A 24,571-nucleotide genomic window follows, 5' to 3' on the forward strand; every position below is an offset into this window, starting at 1 on the left:
CTTATTGGATGAGTACAGTATACAAGAGAAAACTAAACCATTCCTTATAGAAAGCTTCAAGAAAACTAAAAACTGAGACGTAAAATACGCGGTTGTTTTTGGCTACAAGCTGGTAATTGAAGATGGAGGCCTGCCTCATCTTGACTCCAAGAAAGGAGCTGGCTTTCTCCAAGGAGCTCTACCTGCCGAATACGCGCATGAAGGATTCTCGGTTGCTTGAGATCATAGGCGAGAGACGGCAAGGTCAGCTCTTCTGTCCGTCCACTTGGTTCTAGCTGGATAGCATAAAGCAGACCTTCACGCGTAGTATAGCGGAAATCTTGGCTGGTATAGAGTGGCGCTTGCCCATCTGAGAAGGAACCTTCCTGGGCCTCGGTCGGTCCGTCCGATGACACCCGCCAAGGCCGGCTCTGATAAATGGCTTCTCCGTTTACCGCCAGCCACTCCCCGATCTCTGTAAGGATGTCTTGATCTTGCTCAGGGATGGTGCCATCTGCCTTGGGTCCAATATTGAGCAGAAGGTTGCCATTTTTGGCCACAACATCAACTAAATTTTGCAACAATTCCTTGCTGGTCTTGTAGGCTAGATCCAGGGTATAGCACCAAGAATTACGGGCAATCGCAGTATCCATTTGCCACGGAAAGGCTTGCGTCTCCCCGTAACCTCCCCGCTCCATCTCGACGATTCCTGAACCGAAAGGGAGGGTATCCTGTTTGTAACAAACAGCCACCTTGCGATCCTCTTGTGCTGCTAGATTGTAATAATACGCCAAAAAGCGCATCAAGTAGGGACGGAAACTCTCATGCTGGATCCACCAGTCGAAATAAAGGAGCTCTGGCTGATAATCCCGCACCAGTTCACAGGTTCGCAAAAGCCAATCTTCCAAGAATTCTTTGCTGGGATAGGGCTTGGAGGTGAGATCAAAATGATCCTTCGGTTCTGGCTCTGCTGGCCAATAGAGGCTGTCTCTTGGGACTTCTTGCAGAATATCACTAGCAAACTCCTTGCCATGTGAAAAGAAAAACTGGTGCTCTGCCCGGTGAGAAGATGTACAGAAGTGTAGACCACGTTTTTCTGTTTCCACCCTCAGTTCTCCTAAAACATCTCGTCTTGGCCCCATTTCTAAGCTATTATAAGGCGAGAGAGTAGAGGCATACATCTGAAAACCATCGTGGTGCTCCGCAACTGGGAAAAGATACTGAGCGCCTGCTTTTTGAAAGAGATCCAGCCAAGATGCCGGATCAAATCGGTCCGCTGTAAAGAGTGGAATGAGATCCTTGTAGCCCAAGCTAGCCTGATCTCCAAAATACTCTCGATGGTAGTCATAGCAAGGATTCCCTTGGATATACATATTTCGTGAATACCACTCCGATCCAAAGGCAGGTACACTGTAGACGCCCCAGTGGATAAATATTCCAAATTTGGCATCTCGATACCAGTCTGGACAAACATGATGGCTAAGAGAGTCCCAGGTTGGTTCAAAATGACCTGACTGGACGACTTGATCAATCTCTTCAAGGCTTATCATTCTCTTCTCCTCTTTTCTTGTTACTATCTCTATTGTAACGAGAAATCCTTGTTTGTAAAGACAAACGAGGGGAATGTTTAAAATAGTAGACAAAGAGCTTGATCTAGGAGAATCGAGCCAATTACAAATAGAATAGACCTGCTAGCCCTTCACTGCTTGAGAAATAAAATGAGCGATGGCTTCTGTCTCCCCTTGGTGGAGAGCCTTAACGATTTTAGATCCCACAATAACGCCATCTGAGACCTCGTTGAAGCGGTGGATATCCTCCATGCTGGAAACTCCAAAACCTGTTAAAACAGGGATCGAAGCTATTTCGTGTAATTGGACCAAGTGGTGGTCCAGATCTTCTCGATAGCTACCAGCTTTCCCCGTCACTCCATTAACCGCTACAGCATAGATAAAACCTTCTGCATCTTGGATCAATTTCTTCTGGCGCTCGATTCCTGTGGTTAAGCTCACTAGTGGCACCAAAGCGATGTCTTTATCCGCTAACAGAGGCTCTACCAGATCCGCATGCTCATGAGGAAGATCTGGAATAATCACCCCTTTAACAGCTGTTCCTTCTAGATCTCTAAAGAAGTTTTCGAGCCCATATTGGAACAAGGGATTGAAATAGGTCATGATGACCAAAGGAACAGTTGTCTCCAGACGCTGGATCGTTTGCACCAGACCCTCTGTCGTCGTCCCATGGCCTAAACTTCGCAGTCCTGCCTCTTCAATCACAGGGCCATCTGCCACCGGATCCGAAAAAGGAATACCAACTTCAATGGCTGAGACACCAAGATCTTCCAAAAATTGGATGGTTTCCTGCAAACCCGCTAAGCCTTTTTCATGATCTCCTGCCATGATATACGGAACAAAGATCCCTTGCTGCCGGTCTTTCAGCTCTTGTAAATGCTCTGTTAAGGTCTTTCCCATCTTACTCTCCTCTCTCTTGTTCTAGGCGGTCTTTGACTTGTACCACATCTTTGTCCCCACGACCTGACAAGCAAACGATCATGGATTTTTCAGGTCCCATCTCCTTGGCCAATTTCACCGCATAGGCGATAGCATGGCTCGATTCCAGAGCTGGAATGATTCCTTCTACTTTCGAAAGCAATTGAAAGGCTTCTAGGGCTTCTTGGTCTGTCACAGGCACATAGGTTGCCCGCTTGATTTCATGGAAATAAGAATGCTCTGGCCCAATTCCTGGATAATCGAGGCCTGCTGAAATCGAGAAGGCTTCTAAAATCTGTCCATGGGCATCCTGTAAAACATCCATCAAGGCGCCGTGAAGGACTCCCGGACGCCCCTTGGTCAAGGTTGCTGCATGCTGGTCTGTATCTACCCCAAGTCCAGCAGCTTCCGCACCATACATGGCAACAGAGGTATCCTCTACAAAAGGATAGAAGAGACCAATGGCGTTCGATCCGCCTCCTACACAGGCTAGGACGGCATCTGGCAGAGCCCCATCATTTTGCTCTGCAAATTGGCGTTTAGCTTCCCTGCCAATGACACTTTGAAAATCACGGACAATCTCTGGGAATGGATGAGGTCCTAGAGCAGATCCCATGATATAGTGGGTATCTTCCACGTTTGCTACCCAGGCTCTAAGGGCAGCATTGACTGCATCCTTGAGAACACGCGATCCATCTGTTACCGATTGAACCTTGGCGCCCAACAACTCCATCCGAAAGACATTGAGAGCTTGGCGTTTGACATCTTCTTCCCCCATGTAGATGGTACATTCCATATCAAATAAAGCAGCGGCTGTTGCCGTTGCAACACCGTGCTGTCCGGCCCCTGTTTCTGCGATGATCTTCTTTTTACCCATTCGGTGTGCCAGCAAAACCTGTCCTAGAGCATTATTAATTTTATGAGCCCCTGTGTGGTTGAGATCTTCTCTTTTAAGAAAAATCTTGGCTCCGCCGACATACTTGGTTAGATTCTTAGCGTAATAGAGCGGTGTTTCCCGACCGACATATTGTTTCAGAAGCTGATCCAATTCTTCTTGAAAAGAAGGATCTGCTTGACTTTCTCTGTAGGCTTCTTCTAATTCTAAAACTGCTGTCATCAAGGTTTCAGGGACAAATCGTCCCCCGAACCGCCCGTAAAATCCGTTTTGATCTGGTTGTTTATATGCCATGCTTGACCCTTTCTATAAATCGTTTTATCTTTTCTTGATCTTTTTTTCCATTTGTCTCGACCCCACTGGATACATCCACCGCATAAGGATGAAAGAAGCGAATGGCATCTGCTACATTGTCTACCGTCAAGCCTCCTGCAATAAAGAAGGGCTTTTTGAAATTTTGGGTTTCGAGTTCTTGCCAGTTAAAAGTCTCTCCACTTCCTGCTACTGGAGCATCAAAGAGCAGATAATCGGCACTGGTCTCAGGGAGTGCTGCATCTTTCCACACTTGAACAGCGCGAATCGTTTGTTGGGGAAACTCTTGCAAGATGGCATCATCCATCGGTCCATGCACTTGTATCAGGTCCAAGCCCACAACTTGGCAAGCTTTCTCCACTTCTTCTTTCTGTGGTGATACAAAAACTCCGACTTTTTGAACTCCCTCTGGAATCCCTGTAGCCAACTGCCTAGCTTGCTCCAGCGTGACTTGCCGTTTGCTTGGTGCAAAGACAAAACCAATGTAATCCGCACCTGCCTCAACAGCTGTCTGGACAGCTTCTGGGGTGGATAATCCGCAAATTTTAACCTTTATCAATCTGCAACTCCTTTACTTTTTCAGCCACATTATCTGCCTTCATGAGGGCTGTCCCAACGAGAATGCCATTAAAATAAGGAGCGAGCATGCACGCATCTGCTGCTGTAAAAATAGCAGACTCCGAGATGTAAACCGGTTCTTGTTCAAAATTGGCCGCCAATTCAAGGCTAGTATGGAGATCTGTCTCAAAGGTCACCAAGTTGCGATTATTGACCCCTATGATCTGAGCCCCAATCCGGTGAGCTACCTCTAGTTCTGTCAGATTATGGGTCTCCACCAAAACCTCCAGGCCAAGATGGGTCGCAAACTCATAGAGTTCCTTCAGACGAGCCTCTGATAAGGCTGCAACAATCAACAAGATCACGGTCGCCCCTGCGTTTCGCGCCCGAATTATTTGCTTTTCATCCACAATAAAATCTTTATTGAGGGTGGGGATACATACTTGACTAGATATTTCCCGGAGATACTCGATACTGCCCTTGAAAAACACTTCATCGGTCAAGACAGAAATCATCACGGCTCCGTTTTCTTCGTAAGTCTTAGCCTGCGCGACGATATCCACATCGACATGAATATCTCCCAGACTCGGGCTAGCCTTTTTCACCTCTGCGATGACCTGAAGCTTATCTGGATGACTCTTTAGGTAATCATACAAGCGGTAGGTCTCACGCAAAGGTTGGAACTCCTCTTCTTTCATCACAGCCACTTCACGCGCCTTTTCCTTTAGAATCTTTGGTAAGAATTCTTGACTCATTTTTGATACTCCTGTAATAATCTCAATTTCTCAAGGGCAGCCCCACTGGCAATCACTTCCCGTGCCAAGGCAATCCCCTCCTTGATAGAATCTACCTTGCCGTTGGCATAAAAACCAAGGCCAGCATTTAAGACCGTCACCTCTAAAAAGGGACTCGCTTCATTCTTCAAGACACTGAGCAAAATTTCTGCATTGCGTTTAGCGTCTCCACCACGTACTTGATCAATTCCGATGCGCTCCATTCCTATATCTTCTGGTTGAAAGCTGGATAAGGTAACCTGTCCATTTTCCAACATAGCGAGCTGGGTTTCTCCATCAAGGCCTGCCTCATCCAAACCTTGTGGGCCACTCACTACCACTGCGCGTTTTCGACCCAAATTCTTTAGAATCTCTGCCGTACTTTCCAGCATATCCGGACGACTGGTTCCCAATAGCTGGGTTTCTAGAGGAATCGGATTAATGAGAGGACCGGTCAAATTCATCACCGTTGGAACTCCTAGCGCCAAGCGAGCTGGCATAATATAGCGCATGCCAGGATGCAGATTTTTGGCAAATAGAAAGACAATGCCCGCTTTTTCAAACACTCGTCCCAAATCTTCTGGACCCAAATCAAGGTTAATCCCTAGAGCTTCTAGCACATCAGCAGAACCGGATTTAGAAGAGATCGAGCGATTCCCGTGTTTCGCCATCTTGACACCACCACCAGCGAGAACAAAGGCAGCTGTTGTTGAAATATTGAAACTATAAGAACGATCGCCCCCCGTTCCACAATTGTCCATTGCTCCTTGAACCTCTGTAGGAATAACAACTGCGTAGGCCTGCATCACTTTTGCAATAGCCGTCCGCTCTTCAACCGTTTCCCCCTTCATTTTGAGGCCTAGAAGTAGGGCCGTCACCTGCGCTTCTGAAGCACGACCAGCGACAACTTCCTCCATAGCAGCTTCTAACTCTGCACTGGTGAGATCCATTCCTTCCGCTACTTTTGCAAGCACTTGTTTCATCTTCCGCTCCTTGACTAGTTTGACAAAATTTTCGATGGTCTTCAGCCCATCTGGCGTCCCGATACTTTCTGGATGGTATTGAAAGCCATAAATCGGTAAGCTGCGGTGTTGGATCCCCATAATTGCTCCATCATCCGTCGTCCGAGAGGTAATGACAAACTCCTCTGGCATGTCTTCAATCGTCAGCGAATGGTAGCGCATGACTGGAACTTCTTTTGCGACACCCGCATATAGCGGAGAGGGAGCTTCTAGCTGGATTTGGCTTTGTTTGCCATGCATGACCTGAGGGGCCAATCCTAAGCGTCCTCCAAAAACTTCCGCAATCGCTTGATGTCCCAAACAAATCCCCAAGATTGGTTTGACCCCTGCGAAATCTCGGATCATCTCCTCCATCTTGCCCGCATCCTTTGGCCAACCTGGACCTGGAGAAAAGACCAAGGCATCTGCTTCTTGGGCAACTTGGTACAGATCCGGATCATCATTTCGAAGCACCTGGACCTCATCAAATTTCCCGATATACTGTGCTAAATTGTAGGTAAATGAATCGTAATTATCAACTAATAAAATCATCCTTCTTCTCCAATCCTTGTCATCGATTTTGCCTTATTGACGGTTTCTTGGTATTCATTTTCAGCAATCGAATCATAAACAATTCCTGCTCCGGCCTGCACATAAGCCTTCTTATTTTTGAGAATCATAGTTCGAATCGCAATAGCAAAATCGAGATCCCCCGTCACAGAGAGATAGCCAATAGCTCCCGCATAGACGCCTCGTTTCTCTTTCTCTGCTTCATAGATCCGCTTCATGGCTCGGATTTTCGGAGCACCCGAAACAGTCCCAGCTGGAAGAGTTGCCTTCAGAGCCTCAATGGAGGCTAGTCCCGGAAGTAATTGCCCCTTGACCACACTCGTCAGGTGCATGACATAACGGAAGAATTCCACTTCCATATATTTGGTTACTTCAACTGATCCATTTTGAGCTATACGACCAATATCATTTCGTCCTAGATCCACCAACATCCGGTGTTCTGCAACTTCTTTTGGATCCCCTGTCAACTCAGCCGCCAATTGCCGATCTGCCTCTTCATCGATCCCTCTGGGACGTGTACCAGCAATGGGATTAGTTGTCACCACTCGATCCTTGACCGACACCAGACTTTCTGGACTAGCACCGATAATTTGGTACTCCCCAAAATCATAAAAATAGAGATAATTCGAAGGATTAGTCACGCGCAAATTGCGGTAATAATCTAGCGGTTTTCCTGAAAAATCAGCTGAAAAACGTTGACTGAGAACGCATTGGAACATGTCTCCTTTTCGAATATAATCCCTAGCCAGGGCCACCATTTCCTCAAACTCTTTTTGCTCCAAATGATTGTGGAAATGAAGCGCATGCAGATCCTTGTCCTGAAACTCTTCCTTTGCAGGTGTCGCCAATTGTGCTAACACTTGCTCCAGACTCGACGCTTGCTCTGCTTCACTTCGCCCACTATAGAGGTTCTCTTCCACCACATAGACCTTTTCCTTTTTGTGATCAAAAATCACATAGCTTTCATATAAGAAAAAGTGAAGATCTGGAGTGCCGATCGTATCCTCAGGAATGGATCCAATGTTCTCATAGAGGCCAATCAAGTCATAGCCGACAAATCCAATCGCTCCTCCGTTAAAAGGAAGTTCTTCTGAAGTTTTCGTTTTGACCGTGATGCGATTCAAAAACTCCAAAGGATCCTCTTCAACGATTTGATCATTGTAATAGAGAATGCCATGTTCAAACTTGACTTCACTGATTGGCCGATAGGCTACAATTGAAAAACGCGCATTCTCTTTTTCACGAGGGATCGACTCCAAGATCATTTTATGGGGTGCATCCAAACGCATATAAGCCAAAATTGGACTCAACACATCAGCAGATAAAACTTTTTTCATATCAGAAACCTCTCTTTTAGAACTCTTTTTCTAATGAATCGTAACGTCGCTTGCTAAGGCTATCAAGGTTATCCCACGCTCTGTTTTCGCTTTGGGATCAATGTGCCTAAGCTCGCTTCGCTTGCTAAGGCTATCAAGGATATCCCACACTCTGTTTTCGCTTTGGGATCAATGTGCCTAAGCTCGCTTCGCTTGCTAAGGCACATAGAAAAGCCCTCACACAAAAACTGTGTGAGGGCGTAGTGTCCGCGGTGCCACCTCTTTTATAGGGAAAAATAGCTGGTCTTTCCCTACATCTCGATCTCCTCTATCAAGGAGTTGCACGGTAAGGGGTGCCAACCGAATTCACATGGGTTAGAATTCATTGATCATAACAGTCCAATTTTCATCAGTCGCTATTGCTTGTTCACAATTCCCACAAGCTCCCTGAAAATAGCTGACTCATTACTTTTCTGTTGCTACCATTATAACCCTTTTTCTTAGAAAGTCAATAAAATTTTTAGTCTTTTTTTATACTTTTTCTACACTAATTTAATAAAATCAGCTTAACAATCCTTAGTGGTTCGTCCTTTTTATCCCAAAAATAGGATACTCAACAATGCTAAAATTGCAGGACTGCCTTGGGTCAAGATAATCTTTTTATTAGCTGTCATCGCACCGTAGGCGGCAGCTCCAATAATAAAGAGCACAAAAATCGTAACGACTTCAATATTTTTGGACACAAACAATCCATACAAGAGGAAGACACCGATCAAGGCATTGTAGATTCCTTGATTCTTAAATAAAGAGGTCACAGATGGGCGAGCGAGCTCGTCTTTATCCATGTTGAAAACCCAACTGGTGGTATCAGATGTGGTTCGGATGCTCTCCAAATAAAATATGTATAAATGCTCCAGTGCAGCAAGACTCGCTAAAATAATCGTCAGTAATGACATCGTAGATTTTCCTTTTTATTCAATCGTTATTTGTTCAATACCAGATACTAATTTGTCCAGCAGGTAAGAAAATTGCTCTTGTTCTTGAGCAGTCAAAATCCGACTCATCTGTTCTTTCACCGCCACATGATGGCGAGGGGGATGTTTGACCAAGCGATTATAGGCCATATCCGTCAAATGAATTAAGATTTCCCGCTGGTTTTTTGGATTTCGACTCCGATGGACAAACCCTTCCTTTTCCAATATTTTGAAATGTCGGGTTAAAGCCGCTGGATCAATCTGCAAGCGTTCCTGAACCGCGATCTGATTGCAAGGCGCTTGTTCTAATAAATCCTGCAAAATTTGATAACGTGTTAAGCTAATCCCTAGGCGCTTTTCAAAAAGTTGCGTAGTTGATTGATCCGCCAAGCGTAGTTGGTAGAGCAAATCATTCATTTCTTCCATATTCCTTCCTCTATTCATTTTTGATAAATCAACAATTGACTAATCAATTATAAAGTATTTCATACCCTCTTGCAAGGAAAAGAGCTTGCACTGTTTTTCGCACAAAAAAAGTCGCCTGATTTGGCGACTCTTAGGGAGATTATTATGAAAAAGAAAAGTTTTAGGATTTTTCTAAACAAAGTTAGGAGGTCTTTGTTTATGGTTCTATTATAGCGGACATTTCTTAAAGAAAGCTTACGACTTTATTTCAAAATGAAAACAAATTCTTTACAGATTCTTTTCAACGTTTAAAATAGCTGGAATATCTAATAAATTTTCCATCTGATGATTACCTTCATAATCAGACATCAAGAAATTGATACTCTGAATCTGGCTATTTCTTGCAAAGTCAATATCCAGGCTCCTATCCCCTATATAGTAGGTATTTTCTGGCTCCAACCTGTACTTATCCATCAGATACATGGCAGCTTCCGGGTCAGGCTTGCGAGCAAAACCACTTTGACTGGTCAAAATTTCTGTAAAAAAAGCTTCCAAACCCAAGTCCCGCAGGATGACAAAGGCATTCTCTCCCTTATGGGTATAGACAAACTGCTCGATCCCAGCATCCTTCCCCCAGGACAGGACATCACGCGCCCCCTCCATCAGAAGGACCTGGGCATTTTTCTCTGCTAGACTTTCTGCTCGGCGATGATTTAAGTCCGTCACATCCAGATGATACTCCTCCGCCACGGCTACTAAAAGATCTTGAACCGAATGCTTCAAGATGTAATCTTTAATGCTAGCTCGGTCAAACGGAAGCTGATAAGTTGCATAGATCTCCTCAAGACCTGCCAAAATAGCATCATAGGAATCCAGCAAGGTCCCATCCAAATCCCAAATAAAGGCTCGTTTTGTCATGTTCTCTCTCCTACTTTTCGTCTATAAAGTTGACTCAAAAACAGCCAACGGAAACCATTGTCCAGCAAGGTCCCAGTCCAGACTCCTGGAAGGCCAAAGCCAAGAGTTACTCCAAGCAGATAACCGGCTCCAATTCGAATGACCCACATGCCAATGGTCGTTGCATAAAATGGAAGCTTCCCATTTCCCAAGCCTTGCCAAACAGCTGTATAGATGACCGTTCCTGCTGTAAACGGCGTTCCTAACAAAGAAAAGAGGACAACCGAAAGGCTAGCTTCTACTGCTTTTGTATCTTGTGTGTAGAAATGGGTCAGAAGGGTGCCCCCAAAAAAGATTCCCAGAGCAATAGGTAACATTAACACGAAGGACAACCAGTAAGACTGCTTTCGAAGGCGATCAATCTGCTCAAGATCACCTTCACCCAGGCTCCGTGCTACGAGCATGACCGTCGCTGTGGCCACTCCAAATACAGGCATATAGTTAAACTGGGTCAAGGTCTCTCCGATGGCATTTCCTGCGACTGCCTCAGTCCCAAACGCAACCACAATCGCAATAATCACCACATCTCCAGCCCGCATCATCAGCCGCTCTCCGGCCGCTGGAAGTGCTAAGTTCAAGAGCTTACGATCCAATCCCCAACGAAGGGGGGCAAAGGGTAGCCGGACCTTTTGCCACAAGAGGACAACCCCAACCAGACGAGCTAGCACAGTCCCCAAAGCTGCTCCGACAATCCCCCAACCAAAAAGGAAAATAGCCACAGAGGAGAATAGAGCATTTAAAACATTGGTCAACAAGCTGACATACATGGGAAGCCGTGGATTGTTGGCTACCCGAACCAGCGAGCCCAGGGTCGTCATCAAGCCTAAGAGAACAATGGTCCCGCCGACCAAGGAAAGGTAAATCCCCCCACTTTCGGCTACTGCAGCTTCGGTCCCCAACATCGAAATCATCTGGCGTCCAAATAACAGCGATGCCCCTCCTAAGAGAGCACTCAACAACAAGGTCACCTTCAGCGACTCTGTCGCATGGTAGGCAATGGTGTCTTGATTTTTTTCGCCCAAGCTTTTGGACATGACACTGGCAACTGCCGCACCCAGTGCCAAAAAGATGGCTTGATAAATGGTGATGATATTCCCTGCGACGGAAACACCCGAGATAGCAATCAAGCCCAGGTGAGCCACTAAATAAGAGTCCACCATGCCCATCAGCATTTGTAAGAAATTTTCACCCATGGCAGGAAGGGCGATGTTTAAGATTTTTTTGTATGAATTCATGCGTATATAAAAGAGCCAAACGGCTCTTTTGATCTTTCTAATAGGGAGAATTACAGTCCCAAGTAGTCTTCTACGGCTGCTTGCATGTCTTGGGTTGCAACGCTTGTGCGATGGCGAACCGGTGCAGTTTCAAGACCGTCTACAGCAGGTGGTACAGGGACTCCTGAGAGGGTGTGTAATTTGGCCAAGGCTTCGAAATCACTTAGGCCTGTCTCACCTGTTACGGCTTCTACCGCTACAACTGGGAACTTATAAGGACTAGCTGTAGAGGCAATGACTGTTTTAGCAGCATCCCCTGTTTGGGTCCGGTATTTTTGATAAACGGCTGATGCTACGGCTGTATGAGGGTCTTCGATGTAATCAGACGTTTCATAGACCCGCTTGATCTCTGCGGCAGTTTCTGCTTCATCTGCGTATGCAGCCGCAAACAAATCTAAGATGTCTGCATCAAAGTTGGACAATTGGTACCGACCTGTTGCAACAAGGCTTTCCATCAATTCTTTGGTCTTTGTGGCATCATTGCCAACCAAGTGGAAAATCAAGCGTTCCAAGTTTGAAGACACTAAGATATCCATCGATGGACTAGTGGTCACCTTGAAGCTGCGTTTCTTATCATAGACACGTGTTTTGAAGAAGTCTGTCAAGACATTGTTCTCGTTTGATGCACAGATCAATTTCCCAACTGGAAGACCGATTTGTTTGGCATAGAAAGCTGCCAAGATATTTCCAAAGTTTCCTGTTGGAACAGTGAAATTGACTTTTTCTCCCGCTGTGATTTGACCTGTCTTCACCAATTGCGCGTAGGCGTATACGTAATAGACAACCTGAGGTACCAAACGACCGATATTCATCGAGTTGGCTGATGAGAATTGCATCTTGTTGGCTTCTAATTTTTCACGGAGGGCCACATCGTTGAACATATGTTTGACATTCGTTTGAGCATCGTCAAAGTTTCCATCAATGGCGATCACATGGGTATTATCCCCCGTTTGAGTCGTCATTTGCAACTCTTGCACCTTGCTGACACCATCTTTTGGATAAAAGACAATAATCTCAGTACCTGGAACATCGGCAAATCCAGCCATGGCAGCCTTACCTGTGTCTCCAGAAGTCGCGGTTAAGATAACAATCTTGTTTTCCAAACCGTGCTTTTTAGCTGCTGTTGTCATAAAGTAAGGCAAGATCGACAAAGCCATATCTTTAAAGGCAATGGTTGAACCGTGGAAAAGTTCCAAGTTGTATTGGCCATCTAGTTTGACAAGAGGCGCAATGGCTGGTGTATCAAACTTGCTATCATAGGCGTTGGTAATACAGTAGTCCAACTCTTCTGCTGTAAAGTCGTCCAAAAAGGCTGACAAAACAAGCTTGGCCACTTCTTGGTAAGAAGCGTCTTTGAGGGTATCAAAATCCAGCTCTACTTGAGGATAAGAGACTGGAGTAAACAAACCGCCATCTGTCGCCAATCCTTGAAGGATAGCTTGACTAGCTGTTACAGTATTTTTTTCATCTCGTGTTGATTGGTAAACTAATGTCATGACTGATTCATTCCTTTACTAGTAGTCTTCTCATTATATCATAAATGTCAGAAAATTTAACGGCTTTTCGCCAAATCTTGGCAAAGGTCGGCAAACAGAATCAAGATAAAAGAGAGCAGGAGCAACCATTTTGCCCCTACTCCCAGATAAATCTTGTCTTCCCTTGTCTTTCCCATTCGATCAAGCCAATCCCAACTCTGCTAGAACAGATGGGAAGTCTTTCTTCAAGCTTTCAAGAGCTACCGTTACTTCTTGACGAGTTTGGTTGTTTTTCACAGTGACTTGACCACTTTCAACCTCACTGCTTCCTAAGGTAATCAAGGTTTTGGCCGCAAAGACATCTGCTGACTTAAATTGTGCCTTGAGCTTACGCCCAAGATAGTCGCGTTCTGCCTTGAAACCTTGGATTCGAAGGGCTTGAACCAAGCTAAGCGCTGCTTCATTGGCCTCATCTCCTAGGACGGCAACATAGGCATCTAGGCCTGTTTCGATCGGTAATTCAATGCCTTTCTTTTCAAGAACGAGAAGGATTCGTTCCACACCGATACCAAATCCAAAACCAGCTGTCGCAGGGCCACCGAAGTATTCAACCAAACCATCATAGCGACCACCTGCACAGACTGTCAATTCATTGCCTTCAATTTCTGTAATGAACTCAAAAATCGTGTGGTTGTAGTAATCCAAGCCACGCACCATATTGGTATCGATGACATAGGCCACCCCCAAGTCTTCTAACATCCGACGAACCGCATCAAAATGCGCTTGGCTTTCTTCATCTAGATAGTCTAGAATGGAAGGAGCTTGTTCAACAGCCACCTTGTCTTCTTTTTCTTTTGAATCCAAGACACGAAGAGGATTTTCTTCTAAACGGCGTTGGCTGTCCTTCGACAATTGATCCTTCATTGGCAAGAGGTAGTCGATCAAGGCTTGACGATATGCCTGACGACTGGCTGGACTTCCCAAAGTGTTCAAGTGCAAGGTTACATTGTCAATTCCTAGTTCTTTCAGGAATTGCGCTGCCATGGCAATAGTTTCGACATCCGTTGCAGGATTGCTCGATCCAAAGCATTCTACCCCAATTTGGTGGAATTGACGCAAACGACCTGCTTGAGGACGTTCGTAGCGGAACATTGGGCCTATGTAATAGAACTTACTTGGTTTTTGTACCTCAGGCGCAAAGAGTTTATTTTCTACATACGAGCGGACAACAGGAGCTGTTCCTTCTGGACGAAGCGTGATATGACGGTCTCCCTTGTCATAGAAGTCATACATTTCTTTGGTCACGATATCCGTCGTATCCCCTACTGAACGGCTGATGACTTCATAATGTTCGAAGATCGGTGTGCGGATTTCATCATAATTGTATCGCGCAAATACCTTGCGTGCAAAGCCTTCTACATATTGCCATTTCGCTGAATCGCCAGGAAGGATATCCTGGGTTCCCTTTGGTTTTTGTAATTTCATATCCTTCATCCTTTGTCTTACTTTTCCCTCTATTTTACCATAAATTCGAAGAGAAATGGAGGCTAGACTTTTTTTCGTTCGGCCAAATCTACCAAATGACAGATCTATTCTTGCTTTATGATCGGAATTGTGAGAAAATGGAAACCATATTAGACTGAAAGGATCTTGCAATGAGAGAAGATATCAAAATCAATGATCGTGCCCTCGCACTGGAGAAGCAGTTAATCGAAAAATTGGAGCTTGTATTTGATACAGATGTTGAGTTAGATGTCTATAACTTAGGACTTATCTACGAGATCCATCTAGATGAGACCGGTACTTGCAAGGTAGTCATGACCTTTACCGATACCGCATGCGACTGTGCGGAGAGTTTGCCTATCGAAATCGTCGCTCGCCTAAAAGAAATCGATGGGATCGAAGATGTCAAGGTCGAAGTGACCTGGTCACCTGCTTGGAAAATTACACGAATCAGCCGGTATGGGCGCATCGCCCTTGGGCTTCCACCACGATAAAAAAGTTCTCTGTTCATGAACAGAGAACTTTTTTGTTGAATGTTAAAAAATCGCCATTAAATCAAATTAGACACTTTTGACTGCAAAATAATGACCGCTTGGATTTGCAAAGTTGAAGTTTGGAAATGGCTCTGTCTGGATCGGACTGACAGTGTCAGTTACTGCTGCGACTTTTTCATGCAAGACCTGAATATTAGCCGTTTCAAATAAAACGCTTGTCTTCATGTCTAAAACATCAGGGGAAACATGTCTGATAAAATCTTCTGCATAAACAGTAAAAGTCAATGTGCTGTCCACATGTGGTTTCATCTCAAAGGTTTCAAAGCCCATGATCTCGGACTGATTAACAATCTAAAACCAATTGCAGACTAAAAATCTCGCTCAGCAGCTACATCTTTTACGTAGAGTATAATTCCTGTATTTTTTGAAAATATTTTTTCTTCTCCATTTTATAAACAATATCATGTATTTGTTGAAAAGAACAACGGTATTCGATGACAAAAAACGAGCAGTGTCTTGTCTGCTCGTTTCTCGTTTTAGTTATTGTTTACCAGACTGTTCCATATTCCAGAAGTCGGTCACGGCACCACGTGAGGCTGAAGATACGATGTGGGCGTATTTACCGAGAACCCCACGGCTATATAGTGGTGGCAAGGTTGTTTCTGCCTTCCGTTTGGCCAACTCTTCGTCTGAGACGTGCATAGTAATTTCTTTAGTATCTTGGTCAACTGTTACCAAATCCCCTGTATGGAGATAGGCGATTGGACCGCCGACCTGAGCTTCAGGCGCGATATGTCCAACAACAAGACCATACGTACCACCAGAGAAGCGTCCGTCTGTCAAGAGGGCCACCTTATCTCCTTGGCCTTTACCAACGATCATGGATGACAAGGACAGCATTTCCGGCATACCAGGACCACCCTTCGGACCTACGAAACGGACAACGACAACATCGCCATCCACGATTTCATCTGAAAGAACGGCTTCAATGGCAGCCTCTTCTGAGTCAAAGACCTTAGCAGGACCCGTGATGTTACGAACTTTCACACCTGATACTTTGGCAACCGCCCCTTCTGGAGCCAAGTTCCCTTTCAAGATGATCAATGGACCATCCGCACGTTTTGGATTTTCAAGTGGCATGATAACTTTTTGACCTGGTGTCAAATCAGCAAAGTCTTCCAAGTTCTCAGCTACTGTTTTACCAGTACATGTGATGCGATCCCCGTGAAGGAAACCATTCTTAAGAAGGTATTTCATGACAGCTGGCACACCACCGACATTGTAAAGGTCTTGGAAGACATATTTCCCTGAAGGTTTCAAGTCCGCCAAGTGGGGCACACGCTCTTGGAAATCGTTGAAGTCTTCCAGCGTCAAGTCCACATTGGCCGCATGAGCGATCGCAAGCAAGTGAAGGGTCGCATTAGTAGAACCACCAAGCGCCATGGTCACTGTAATCGCATCTTCAAAGGCTTCACGTGTCAAGATATCTGACGGTTTAAGACCTAGTTCAAGCATCTTGACAACAGCACGACCCGCTTCTTCGATATCGGCTTTTTTATCCGCTGATTCAGCAGGGTGAGAAGAGGAACCTGGTAAGCTCAACCCAAGGACCTCAATCGCTGTCGCCATGGTGTTGGCCGTATACATCCCACCACAGCCACCAGGGCCAGGGCAGGCGTTACATTCCAATTGTTTCACTTCTTCAGCGGTCATATCACCGTGATTCCATTTACCAATTCCTTCGAAAACAGAAACCAAGTCGATATCCTTGCCGTTCAGATTACCTGGGGCAATGGTACCACCATAGGCAAAGATCGCAGGGATATCCATATTGGCAATGGCGATCATAGAACCAGGCATGTTCTTATCACAGCCACCGATGGCTACAAAGGCATCCACATTGTGACCGCCCATAGCAGCTTCGATAGAGTCTGCAATGATATCACGAGACGTCAAGGAGAAGCGCATCCCAGGCGTTCCCATAGCAATCCCATCCGCAACCGTAATGGTTCCGAATTGGACTGGCCAAGCTCCCGCATCTTTTACACCTTCTTTGGCCAATTTCCCAAAATCATGGAGGTGCATGTTACAAGGCGTGTTTTCAGCCCAAGTAGAGATTACTCCTACGATTGGTTTTTCAAAGTTTTCATCTGTCATCCCAGTTGCCCGAAGCATGGCCCGGTTAGGGGATTTGACCATGCTATCGTAGATGCTACTGCGATGGCGTGTATCTAATTCTGTCATCTGATTCCCTCTCATCGTTTTTCTATTATTATAGCACAATTTACGGCCCAACGACAGAAGAAAATTCTTGAATTTTCAGACAATTTAACTCAATCGCTTGCTTGCTAAAATAGTTTACAGTTATATCTTGACTTTTTAAAACAAAGTGATATCATTTAGATATCATAAAGAAAGAAGGGCTCGTCCCATGGAAGAAAAAATTTTAACCCAAAAGAAAAACGGCTTAGCTGTCCTTGTAGGATTGCTAGTTGGAGATCTTGTTTTAGTTTTTGCCTTTATTAGTGCGATTGCTAGTTTACCAGAAGGTTTCCCGCTTGCAATTGGAGTTATTACCTGTATTTTTCTCTTTATTGCTAGTCTGGTGTGCTATGCAGGGATCAAAATTATTAAACCGCAAGAGGCCTTGGTCTTGACCTTGTTTGGGAACTATATTGGAACCATTCGAGAAGCGGGTATTTACTTTGTCAATCCCTTCTGTGTCGCTGTCAATCCTGCCAATAACACCCGCTTGGGCCAAAGTGGTGATGTCACCACCAAGTCACCCATGTCTGTCAGTAAAACAGCAGAAGGTAACAATATTTCTATCGAGACAGGTAAAAAGAGTATTTCCTTAAAAGTGATGACCTTGAACAACTCTCGTCAGAAGATTAATGACTGTTTGGGAAATCCTGTAGAAATCGGTATTGCAGTTACTTGGCGCGTAGTGGATACGGCTAAAGCAGTCTTCAATGTGGATAACTACAAAGAATATCTCTCATTGCAGTGTGATAGTGCCCTTCGTAATATTGTCCGCATCTATCCTTATGATGTAGCTCCTAATGTCGATACGACAGGGGACGGCCAAGCAGATGAGGGTAGCCTCCGAGGCTCTAGTGAAATCGTGGCCAGTCGCATTCGAGAAGAGATTCAAGCACGTGTTAAAGATGCTGGGCTCGAAATTCTAGAGGCTCGCATTACTTACTTGGCCTATGCTCCAGAAATCGCAGCTGTGATGCTTCAACGCCAACAAGCGTCTGCCATTATCGATGCGCGGAAGATGATTGTCGATGGAGCAGTTGGGATGGTTGAAATGGCTCTCGAACGCTTGAGCGAAGGAGAGATTGTAGAGCTAGATGAAGAACGGAAGGCTGCCATGGTATCGAACCTTCTAGTCGTTCTCTGTGGCAATCATGATGCACAACCAATTGTTAATACGGGAAGTCTCTATTAAGAATGGCTGACCAAAAGAAAAAACAGATTCCACTTAGATTGTCAGCCAAGTTATATGCTGCTATCGCATCATGGGCAGAAGATGACTTTCGATCGGTCAATGGGCAGATCGAGTACTTGCTGACAGAATGTGTCAAACAACGAAAAAAGGATGGCAAATACGTTTCGGAAACGATTGATGAGCCATTTGAAATAGACCTTTAAGGAGAACTCCTGTCCCATTTGATGGGGTGGGAGATTTTTTTAACAATTTTTTGTCAAGTAACTTTACTTTACAAAAAAGTTTTGTTATACTGTTAAAGTTGATGAAAATCAAACCTAATTGAATTTATATCTTAAAAGGAGAAAAACGAAATGGCAGTACCTGCACGTCGCACATCAAAAGCGAAGAAAAACAAACGTCGTACGCACTACAAAGTAACAGCTCCATCTGTAAACTTTGACGAAGCAACTGGAGATTACTCACGTTCACACCGTGTATCACTTAAAGGATACTACAAAGGACGTAAGATCGCTAAAGCTGCATCAGCTGAATAATAGAAGGGAGATACCATGCGCGTAAATATTACACTTGAACACAAAGAATCTGGTGAACGCTTGTACCTTACTTCTAAAAACAAACGTAACACTCCAGACCGTCTTCAATTGAAGAAATACTCACCAAAACTTCGCAAACACGTTGTGTTTACAGAAGTTAAATAATTGAGTTTAAAAAGCCTTTGAAATCAACGTTTCAAAGGCTTTTTTCTTTTTTCCAAATGCAGTATATTTCAGCTCAATCACTACCTTTTTCTCTACCTTTTTTGGAAAAGTTTCAATGAAAATACTAGCTACATTATGGAAAGAACATGGAGACCTATGACTTTCCGAAAATAAATCTTTCCCTGAAAATTTGGAATTTGAAACGATGAACATGCAAAAACAACCGGAAAAGAAACAGTTCCCAACTAGTTCTTCTCTGGTTGTTTTTTATAAATCATACATAAAATAAACTTTCCTAAAAAGAGAACCGGATGACTCTTTTAAAAATCTAATATATATTAATGATTAGTTCACTATCTATACTGATCTAACATATTGTTGATTGTTTGCTTTAAATCATCTACTAATTTTTGAGGTTTAGTGATCACCAAACTATCTCCCTGACTTAGTAACCACCTTTTCAGACCTGGAGTATATTGGGTTTCAATCTCCATAACTGTCTGATTTTCTTCTTGGCTTAAAATTCTTGTATTGGGAAATTGATCGAGAACAATAGATGGATCATTATTAAACTTGAGCCTGATTTTTATGAGAGATCCTGAAAATGCATCAACTTTTATGTTTCTCACATCTCCATCACGAAACTTATTGCGATGGGGTATGTTTGGTTTCTTACTATCGCTTAATTTCCATCTTTTGATACGATCAATTTTAAACGTTGTATATGTCTCATGCTTAAGGTGATATGCAACTAAATAGAAATAGTGAAAATCATAATACATTGAGACTGGGAAAACGATGTGCTTTTTTACAACATCCGTATAGGGACTTTTATATTCTAATTCAATTACTTGTTCATAAATAATCTTTTCTGAGAGCTCCCATGTTTTAAGTATACGATCTTGCTTGTCAGAGATCGGCTCGTAATTTAATTTTTCGCTAGCTATAACTGATTCGATTAATTTTTTATCATCTATTGAGAGTGTGTTTAATAAACTATTTATCACTCTATTAAATTCATTTTTATTTAATGCTCTGTTTTCCAACAATATTTTAGATATAAACAGTACTTCTTGCTTTTCTATAGTTGATGGTCGATCTATTGAATATTTTTTTATATCTCTATTGTAAACAAGATTACCTAAAATACTTGAATGAACAGACACAAAATATCTCAAAAATGATAAATCTCTTTGTATTGTTCGTTCATTAACTTCAAATTCATCTGCTAGAGATTTCTTTTGTAATTTCTCTCCAAAAAACAAACGTAAAAATATATTAAGAATTCTTCCTTGATCATTCATATTGATTACCCCACATATTAAAAATTATAACATACTAACAAACCTTACAAAATTTGTTTTTTACAATCTTGACAATTAAAAAGGACAAATATTGTCTATCTGATCTGATATAATTAACACATAGTGAGTTTCTCACTAATGCTTTTAGAAAAAATTTAATTAATATTTTACCTTTACTTAAGGAGTTTGGATCATGGAAGAAATGCAAATTGTTTATCAAGGACAACATCAATCTTTTGAATCTTTATCATATATTGTATTCGATATAGAAACAACCGGATTAAATGCCACTAAAGATGAACTTATTCAAATTAGCGCCGTAAAAATTGAAAAGGGAGAGAAAATTGATAGTTTCAATGAGTATATTACTCCTTCTCAACCTCTCAGTGATTTTATAAAAAAAATTACCAATATTACAGATGAAGATATAATGAATTCAAAATCATTACCAGAAGTACTACAAGACTTTTTAGATTTTGTTCAAGATAGTGTACTTATTGCTCACAATATAACTTTTGAAATGAAGTTTCTTCAAGAAAAACTAAAAAATTTTCATTACCTGCCATTAGAAAATACGTATATCGATTCTCTGGAACTCGCTCACCGTATTTATCCAGATAGAAAAAGGTATGGGCTTGTGTCACTGATCCGAGATTTTTTGAACAGTGAAGACTATAGTGGCCAAGGTTGTTTGGCAGGTGTAAACGCGCTTTGCAAACTGTTTCCTATCATGTTAAACGAAACCCTAGCCAAATATAATTTTAAAGAAATTGAACAACTAAATGATTTACCCGTAAAAAATCTATCTATATAAAAAATGTAATTCTAGAGTTTTTTATCTTTTGTCTTTGAAAAATTCCCTACATTGACAATACTTGCACTAGGTAAATTATAGATTTTATTTAGGAGAAAATAGATTATTATGAAAAAACAAACTATTGTTTATTGTTATAGGATGACCCATGATTATGGTATAAACCCTTGTGTTTTTACTGAAAATTATGATAAAACACCTCAGCTTCTAAGTGAAGGTGGTTGTATGCAGCAGTTAAGAAGAAACATTAAGAAGAACTGGGCCGATAAAATTAATAATAATGAAGTGGATGCATACATAATGGCGATAGCTGGCCATTCGAAAGATGGTCAACAGTGGAAAGATGACCAAGGCACCTTTATTACCCCCAAATACAATCATTTAATTTTTGTGGCTAAAATTAGTGAAATTATGACTATGGGAGAATATTTAAGATCTCCAAAGTCAGAAAATCGGCGGGATTCGTATACTTATCAATGGATGATTGAGCATGATGGATTGCATAATACTCATTTTATGAATGAGGTGGTTATTCTCGCAGACCGTTTTAGCTATTTTGGAAAATCTCCTCTTGAAATACCTAAGGAAATCCTTTCCTTTTTTCCTATGGGAAGCCGAGCTAGACTAAATGGCAAACCATTTCCGCGATGGAATGCAAAAAATGGTTTTTATAATTCAAATGATCGATTTATGGATACTCTAGAGTTAGCAAATTTTGCTGAGAATTTACTAGGATCACAAAACAAAATTATTGATTTACCATACCATCCATTCTACATAAAAGGAAATAAACTATGAAAATTATTTTATCTAGAAAAGGGTTTGATTCATCTAATGGAGGAATTCCAAGCCCAATCTTACCTGACGGAACCTTATTATCATTACCAATACCTGGGAAGTTTGATAACTTATCTTTTGATGACTTAAACTATAACGGGGTTAGTTTCTCAAATATTTTAAAACAATTGAGAGGAACTGAAGATAAGACTAATCATTATAACTGCCATCTTGACCCTGATATAAGAGAAGGTCTGAGAAATGTGCCTGTCTCTGACTGGAAACCTGCATTTGGACAGATTAATAGTTCGCAAGGTTTACTACGAAACCAAAATGTTGCGGTTGGGGATCTTTTCCTATTTTTTGGTTGGTTTAGACAAACCGAAGGAGATATTCAGAATGGAACACTACATTTTAAAAAAGGTTCACCTGATTTAAATATTATTTATGGTTATTTGCAAATTGGTGATCTAACAAATAATCAAGATATATTGAAAAAAAGTTATTCTTTTCATCCTCACTCTAACAATCATCTGATCAATGCTAAATCAAATATGTTGTATATGCCCAGTGATAAATTAGCATTTTCATCTAATTATAAAGGTTATGGAACATTTGATTTTGATGAGAAGAGGGTATTAACCATGAGAGGAAAAAGCCGGAGTGTTTGGAAAGAAATCCCTGCATTAAGGCCTGAAAATCTATGTGGTAATCATAGAAATTCTGCTAAAAACGAGGGAATACAATATTCTGGAATATGGCAGGAAAAAGTATTAGTGGAGAACAAAATCTCAACTAATTGGGCAAAAAGTCTATTTTCGTAATTGGAAGGCAAATTAATGCATATTCTAGACATTCCAGCAAGAGGAAACATCTACCAAACTGTTGACCTGAATTGCTATCGGCATAAGAGCGTATTCTTATGAAAACAAGCAAAAACAACCGGAAAAGAAACAGTTCACGACTACTTCTTCTCTGGTTGTTTTTCATACTAACGATTTCTCCGACTTAACTGATAAGAGTACATCACAGGGATAAGGACAATGGCGAGGATGACCAGCACCAACACATAAGAAAGCGCGAATTGAAGGCCTGCTTCAAGAAGGAGGATCAAAGCTCCGAGGACCCACAATTTCCCTGCCAAGCGATGGGTTTTGTGCCAGTTATCTTCACTCTGCAAGGTCCAAGGCAGACGGATCCCAACCGTGTGATTCACTTTCAACTTAGGCATGTAATTGCCCATGATCACAAAGATAAGACCCAGCAAAACTGAAACAAAAACTGATGGATTGGTAGTAGATCCTAGCGCCTTGCTATAGATGAGATAGGAGATACTTAAGGAAACGATTGGAGTCAACCAGTGGTTTACTTTGACCATTTTTTCATTCATCGTGCGATTCTTAGGATCACGTCTGATCATAAAGATCACAAACAGATGCACCAAGAGAAGGAGGATAGGAAGGCCAAACACAACCAGGGGTTTTGATTGGAAGTTATTGGCCTGACCAGCAACATTAAAGTGAATCGGGATTTGGTTAGGCAATTGTGGCCAAATGATCAATCCCCAAAGTATGGGGAAAAGTATCACCATAGAAGTTAATATCAATAGTTTTTTATTCGTTTTCATCAGTAGAGTCTCCTTTCAAATCAACGAGCCAGACCATTAAATCCTCCAAGACAGAAGTATTGAGTTCATAGTAGATAAAATTCTTCTCTTTTTCCTCTCGAATTAAATCTGCCTGCTTGAGGAGGCTTAAATGATGGGAAATGGTCGCTCCTGCCACATCAAAGTGACCAGCGATATCGCCAGCAGATAATTTCCCCGCCTTTAGCAGTTCTAAGATACTTCTTCTTATCGGATTCGATAAAGCTTTAAATGTTTGCGCAAAGTTCATTCTCTATCTCCTCTAATCTATTTAGATATCTTTCTAAATAGAAAGTAAACCTTTCATATGATTTTGTCAACTCTATTTAGAAAAAAATCTAAATAGTTTCTGTTGTAAAAAATTATCAGACCTAAGACCGATTCTTATAAACAGCGTCTTTTCTTAAGTTTTCTTTAAGAAATCAGCCTTATAATAAAACCATCAAATGAAGACCTCCTAACTTTGTTTGATAGAAAATCCTAAACTTTTTCATAATAATCTCCCTATAAGAGCCACCAAAACCGGTGGCTTTTTCTACGTACCTTTACGAACATCAGCGAGTTTAGGTACGTTGACGCAGTTTGAGCGAAGCGAAAACTACGTTCCTTATTACCTTAGCGAACATTAGTGAACTTAGGTACATTGATGCAGTTTAAGCAGAGCGGAAACTACATCCTTTAAAAAGAAAAAGTTATTATAAATAAAAACACAGCTTATTTGTGATGCTAGCTAATACATTTTATCAGCCTTAAGACCGATTCTCATACACAGCGCCTTTTCTTAAGTTTTCTTTAAGCAAACCGCCTTATAATAAAACCATCAAATAAAGACCTCCTAACTTTGTTTGATAGAAAATCCTAAACTTTTTCATAATAATCTCCCTATAAGAGCCACCAAAACCGG

The 24,571-nt window shown here is 42.3% G+C and carries 25 protein-coding genes and 2 pseudogenes; 8 read left to right on the forward strand and 19 right to left on the reverse strand.

The window, feature by feature from the left end; all coding sequences use genetic code 11:
* Positions 1 to 65 precede the first annotated feature (65 nt).
* The 14 genes and pseudogenes from AB5Y61_RS03505 to hisS all read right to left on the reverse strand — a co-directional run bounded on the left by AB5Y61_RS03505 (position 66) and on the right by hisS (position 14,460).
* Positions 66 to 1,529 (reverse strand): alpha-L-fucosidase, encoded by a 1,464-nt coding sequence (locus tag AB5Y61_RS03505; RefSeq protein ID WP_368403195.1) that lies wholly within the window; start codon positions 1,527 to 1,529, stop codon positions 66 to 68.
* 141 nt (positions 1,530 to 1,670) lie between these two features.
* Positions 1,671 to 2,447: a tryptophan synthase subunit alpha gene (trpA, locus tag AB5Y61_RS03510; RefSeq protein ID WP_368403196.1), complete on the reverse strand. Its 777-nt coding sequence runs from the start codon at positions 2,445 to 2,447 to the stop codon at positions 1,671 to 1,673.
* A gap of 1 nt (position 2,448) precedes the next feature.
* The gene (trpB, locus tag AB5Y61_RS03515; RefSeq protein ID WP_195327415.1) at positions 2,449 to 3,654 is read right to left on the reverse strand and encodes a tryptophan synthase subunit beta; all 1,206 of its coding nucleotides are present in this window, start codon (positions 3,652 to 3,654) and stop codon (positions 2,449 to 2,451) included.
* Positions 3,644 to 4,231, reverse strand: a complete 588-nt coding sequence (locus AB5Y61_RS03520; RefSeq protein ID WP_368403197.1) for a phosphoribosylanthranilate isomerase — start codon at positions 4,229 to 4,231, stop codon at positions 3,644 to 3,646. Before AB5Y61_RS03520 ends, trpB begins: the two co-directional genes overlap by 11 nt.
* Positions 4,218 to 4,985 (reverse strand): indole-3-glycerol phosphate synthase TrpC, encoded by a 768-nt coding sequence (trpC, locus tag AB5Y61_RS03525; protein ID WP_368403198.1) that lies wholly within the window; start codon positions 4,983 to 4,985, stop codon positions 4,218 to 4,220. The genes AB5Y61_RS03520 and trpC overlap by 14 nt, the downstream gene beginning before the upstream one ends.
* Positions 4,982 to 5,986, reverse strand: a complete 1,005-nt coding sequence (gene trpD, locus AB5Y61_RS03530) for an anthranilate phosphoribosyltransferase (protein WP_368403248.1) — start codon at positions 5,984 to 5,986, stop codon at positions 4,982 to 4,984. Before trpD ends, trpC begins: the two co-directional genes overlap by 4 nt.
* Positions 5,987 to 5,995: 9 nt before the next feature.
* A pseudogene (locus tag AB5Y61_RS03535) lies at positions 5,996 to 6,556 on the reverse strand (aminodeoxychorismate/anthranilate synthase component II); the annotation flags it as partial.
* Entirely contained in the window at positions 6,553 to 7,911 is a 1,359-nt protein-coding gene (gene trpE / locus AB5Y61_RS03540) for an anthranilate synthase component I (RefSeq protein ID WP_368403199.1), read from the reverse strand. The pseudogene AB5Y61_RS03535 and the gene trpE, both read right to left, overlap by 4 nt.
* Before the next feature lie 572 nt (positions 7,912 to 8,483).
* Positions 8,484 to 8,846, reverse strand: coding sequence for a DUF1304 domain-containing protein (locus AB5Y61_RS03545; RefSeq protein WP_368403200.1), 363 nt, complete (start codon positions 8,844 to 8,846; stop codon positions 8,484 to 8,486).
* 15 nt (positions 8,847 to 8,861) lie between these two features.
* The gene (locus tag AB5Y61_RS03550) at positions 8,862 to 9,290 is read right to left on the reverse strand and encodes a MarR family winged helix-turn-helix transcriptional regulator (RefSeq protein ID WP_368403201.1); all 429 of its coding nucleotides are present in this window, start codon (positions 9,288 to 9,290) and stop codon (positions 8,862 to 8,864) included.
* A 267-nt stretch (positions 9,291 to 9,557) separates the two neighbouring features.
* Complete coding sequence (locus AB5Y61_RS03555) at positions 9,558 to 10,187, reverse strand: HAD-IA family hydrolase (protein ID WP_368403202.1); 630 nt, start codon at positions 10,185 to 10,187, stop codon at positions 9,558 to 9,560.
* Complete coding sequence (locus AB5Y61_RS03560; RefSeq protein ID WP_368403203.1) at positions 10,184 to 11,461, reverse strand: MATE family efflux transporter; 1,278 nt, start codon at positions 11,459 to 11,461, stop codon at positions 10,184 to 10,186. Before AB5Y61_RS03560 ends, AB5Y61_RS03555 begins: the two co-directional genes overlap by 4 nt.
* A 50-nt stretch (positions 11,462 to 11,511) precedes the next feature.
* Positions 11,512 to 12,996 (reverse strand): threonine synthase, encoded by a 1,485-nt coding sequence (gene thrC, locus AB5Y61_RS03565; RefSeq protein ID WP_368403204.1) that lies wholly within the window; start codon positions 12,994 to 12,996, stop codon positions 11,512 to 11,514.
* Between the two features lie 180 nt (positions 12,997 to 13,176).
* Complete coding sequence (gene hisS / locus AB5Y61_RS03570) at positions 13,177 to 14,460, reverse strand: histidine--tRNA ligase (RefSeq protein WP_368403205.1); 1,284 nt, start codon at positions 14,458 to 14,460, stop codon at positions 13,177 to 13,179.
* A gap of 170 nt (positions 14,461 to 14,630) precedes the next feature.
* On the opposite strand from hisS, the gene AB5Y61_RS03575 reads away from it, so the two are divergent.
* Positions 14,631 to 14,972 (forward strand): metal-sulfur cluster assembly factor, encoded by a 342-nt coding sequence (locus AB5Y61_RS03575; RefSeq protein ID WP_223363937.1) that lies wholly within the window; start codon positions 14,631 to 14,633, stop codon positions 14,970 to 14,972.
* A 66-nt stretch (positions 14,973 to 15,038) separates the two neighbouring features.
* Here the strand turns inward: AB5Y61_RS03575 and AB5Y61_RS03580 are convergent.
* Positions 15,039 to 15,406 (reverse strand): annotated as a pseudogene (locus AB5Y61_RS03580) (glyoxalase).
* Between the two features lie 106 nt (positions 15,407 to 15,512).
* Positions 15,513 to 17,216 carry a dihydroxy-acid dehydratase gene (gene ilvD, locus AB5Y61_RS03585; RefSeq protein WP_368403206.1) on the reverse strand — a complete coding sequence of 568 codons (1,704 nt, stop codon included), beginning with the start codon at positions 17,214 to 17,216 and terminating at the stop codon, positions 15,513 to 15,515.
* A gap of 187 nt (positions 17,217 to 17,403) precedes the next feature.
* On the opposite strand from ilvD, the gene AB5Y61_RS03590 reads away from it, so the two are divergent.
* The 4 genes from AB5Y61_RS03590 (at position 17,404) to rpmG (ending at position 19,127) form a co-directional block, all read left to right on the forward strand.
* Positions 17,404 to 18,426: an SPFH domain-containing protein gene (locus AB5Y61_RS03590; protein ID WP_368403207.1), complete on the forward strand. Its 1,023-nt coding sequence runs from the start codon at positions 17,404 to 17,406 to the stop codon at positions 18,424 to 18,426.
* Positions 18,427 to 18,428: 2 nt separating this feature from the next.
* Entirely contained in the window at positions 18,429 to 18,629 is a 201-nt protein-coding gene (locus tag AB5Y61_RS03595) for a PTS ascorbate transporter subunit IIC (RefSeq protein ID WP_003011522.1), read from the forward strand.
* A 150-nt stretch (positions 18,630 to 18,779) separates the two neighbouring features.
* Positions 18,780 to 18,962 (forward strand): 50S ribosomal protein L32, encoded by a 183-nt coding sequence (gene rpmF / locus AB5Y61_RS03600; RefSeq protein ID WP_003009516.1) that lies wholly within the window; start codon positions 18,780 to 18,782, stop codon positions 18,960 to 18,962.
* A 15-nt stretch (positions 18,963 to 18,977) separates the two neighbouring features.
* Positions 18,978 to 19,127, forward strand: a complete 150-nt coding sequence (gene rpmG, locus AB5Y61_RS03605) for a 50S ribosomal protein L33 (RefSeq protein ID WP_001265622.1) — start codon at positions 18,978 to 18,980, stop codon at positions 19,125 to 19,127.
* A gap of 353 nt (positions 19,128 to 19,480) precedes the next feature.
* Here rpmG and AB5Y61_RS03610 read toward each other — a convergent pair whose 3' ends face one another.
* Positions 19,481 to 20,431 carry a helix-turn-helix transcriptional regulator gene (locus AB5Y61_RS03610; protein WP_049504175.1) on the reverse strand — a complete coding sequence of 317 codons (951 nt, stop codon included), beginning with the start codon at positions 20,429 to 20,431 and terminating at the stop codon, positions 19,481 to 19,483.
* 193 nt (positions 20,432 to 20,624) lie between these two features.
* Between AB5Y61_RS03610 and AB5Y61_RS03615 the strand changes: the two genes are divergently transcribed.
* From AB5Y61_RS03615 to AB5Y61_RS03625, 3 genes are all read left to right on the forward strand, one after another.
* Complete coding sequence (locus AB5Y61_RS03615; protein WP_023920119.1) at positions 20,625 to 21,245, forward strand: 3'-5' exonuclease; 621 nt, start codon at positions 20,625 to 20,627, stop codon at positions 21,243 to 21,245.
* A gap of 108 nt (positions 21,246 to 21,353) precedes the next feature.
* The gene (locus tag AB5Y61_RS03620; protein ID WP_023920118.1) at positions 21,354 to 22,043 is read left to right on the forward strand and encodes a hypothetical protein; all 690 of its coding nucleotides are present in this window, start codon (positions 21,354 to 21,356) and stop codon (positions 22,041 to 22,043) included.
* Positions 22,040 to 22,846 (forward strand): hypothetical protein, encoded by an 807-nt coding sequence (locus AB5Y61_RS03625; protein ID WP_368403208.1) that lies wholly within the window; start codon positions 22,040 to 22,042, stop codon positions 22,844 to 22,846. The genes AB5Y61_RS03620 and AB5Y61_RS03625 overlap by 4 nt, the downstream gene beginning before the upstream one ends.
* 167 nt (positions 22,847 to 23,013) lie before the next feature.
* Here the strand turns inward: AB5Y61_RS03625 and AB5Y61_RS03630 are convergent, their stop codons facing one another.
* Positions 23,014 to 23,649, reverse strand: coding sequence for an SdpI family protein (locus AB5Y61_RS03630; protein ID WP_368403209.1), 636 nt, complete (start codon positions 23,647 to 23,649; stop codon positions 23,014 to 23,016).
* On the reverse strand, positions 23,636 to 23,917 hold the full coding sequence (locus AB5Y61_RS03635; protein ID WP_003009465.1) for an autorepressor SdpR family transcription factor: 282 nt from the start codon (positions 23,915 to 23,917) through the stop codon (positions 23,636 to 23,638). The genes AB5Y61_RS03630 and AB5Y61_RS03635 overlap by 14 nt, the downstream gene beginning before the upstream one ends.
* Positions 23,918 to 24,571: the final 654 nt, after the last annotated feature.

This window comes from Streptococcus parasanguinis, assembly GCF_040908565.1.
Lineage (GTDB): Bacteria > Bacillota > Bacilli > Lactobacillales > Streptococcaceae > Streptococcus > Streptococcus parasanguinis_AC.

Coding starts and splice junctions, on each gene's coding strand:
- AB5Y61_RS03595 (WP_003011522.1), top strand. CDS start 18,429: ATGGCTGACCAAAAGAAAAAACAGATTCCACTTAGATTGTCAGCCAAG.
- AB5Y61_RS03505 (WP_368403195.1), bottom strand. CDS start 1,529: ATGATAAGCCTTGAAGAGATTGATCAAGTCGTCCAGTCAGGTCATTTT.
- rpmF (WP_003009516.1), top strand. CDS start 18,780: ATGGCAGTACCTGCACGTCGCACATCAAAAGCGAAGAAAAACAAACGT.
- AB5Y61_RS03555 (WP_368403202.1), bottom strand. CDS start 10,187: ATGACAAAACGAGCCTTTATTTGGGATTTGGATGGGACCTTGCTGGAT.
- AB5Y61_RS03630 (WP_368403209.1), bottom strand. CDS start 23,649: ATGAAAACGAATAAAAAACTATTGATATTAACTTCTATGGTGATACTT.
- AB5Y61_RS03590 (WP_368403207.1), top strand. CDS start 17,404: ATGGAAGAAAAAATTTTAACCCAAAAGAAAAACGGCTTAGCTGTCCTT.
- AB5Y61_RS03625 (WP_368403208.1), top strand. CDS start 22,040: ATGAAAATTATTTTATCTAGAAAAGGGTTTGATTCATCTAATGGAGGA.
- AB5Y61_RS03635 (WP_003009465.1), bottom strand. CDS start 23,917: ATGAACTTTGCGCAAACATTTAAAGCTTTATCGAATCCGATAAGAAGA.
- AB5Y61_RS03610 (WP_049504175.1), bottom strand. CDS start 20,431: ATGAATGATCAAGGAAGAATTCTTAATATATTTTTACGTTTGTTTTTT.
- hisS (WP_368403205.1), bottom strand. CDS start 14,460: ATGAAATTACAAAAACCAAAGGGAACCCAGGATATCCTTCCTGGCGAT.
- trpA (WP_368403196.1), bottom strand. CDS start 2,447: ATGGGAAAGACCTTAACAGAGCATTTACAAGAGCTGAAAGACCGGCAG.
- trpE (WP_368403199.1), bottom strand. CDS start 7,911: ATGAAAAAAGTTTTATCTGCTGATGTGTTGAGTCCAATTTTGGCTTAT.
- AB5Y61_RS03575 (WP_223363937.1), top strand. CDS start 14,631: ATGAGAGAAGATATCAAAATCAATGATCGTGCCCTCGCACTGGAGAAG.
- AB5Y61_RS03545 (WP_368403200.1), bottom strand. CDS start 8,846: ATGTCATTACTGACGATTATTTTAGCGAGTCTTGCTGCACTGGAGCAT.
- trpC (WP_368403198.1), bottom strand. CDS start 4,985: ATGAGTCAAGAATTCTTACCAAAGATTCTAAAGGAAAAGGCGCGTGAA.
- ilvD (WP_368403206.1), bottom strand. CDS start 17,216: ATGACAGAATTAGATACACGCCATCGCAGTAGCATCTACGATAGCATG.
- trpB (WP_195327415.1), bottom strand. CDS start 3,654: ATGGCATATAAACAACCAGATCAAAACGGATTTTACGGGCGGTTCGGG.
- trpD (WP_368403248.1), bottom strand. CDS start 5,986: ATGAAACAAGTGCTTGCAAAAGTAGCGGAAGGAATGGATCTCACCAGT.
- AB5Y61_RS03550 (WP_368403201.1), bottom strand. CDS start 9,290: ATGGAAGAAATGAATGATTTGCTCTACCAACTACGCTTGGCGGATCAA.
- AB5Y61_RS03620 (WP_023920118.1), top strand. CDS start 21,354: ATGAAAAAACAAACTATTGTTTATTGTTATAGGATGACCCATGATTAT.
- thrC (WP_368403204.1), bottom strand. CDS start 12,996: ATGACATTAGTTTACCAATCAACACGAGATGAAAAAAATACTGTAACA.
- AB5Y61_RS03615 (WP_023920119.1), top strand. CDS start 20,625: ATGGAAGAAATGCAAATTGTTTATCAAGGACAACATCAATCTTTTGAA.
- AB5Y61_RS03560 (WP_368403203.1), bottom strand. CDS start 11,461: ATGAATTCATACAAAAAAATCTTAAACATCGCCCTTCCTGCCATGGGT.
- rpmG (WP_001265622.1), top strand. CDS start 18,978: ATGCGCGTAAATATTACACTTGAACACAAAGAATCTGGTGAACGCTTG.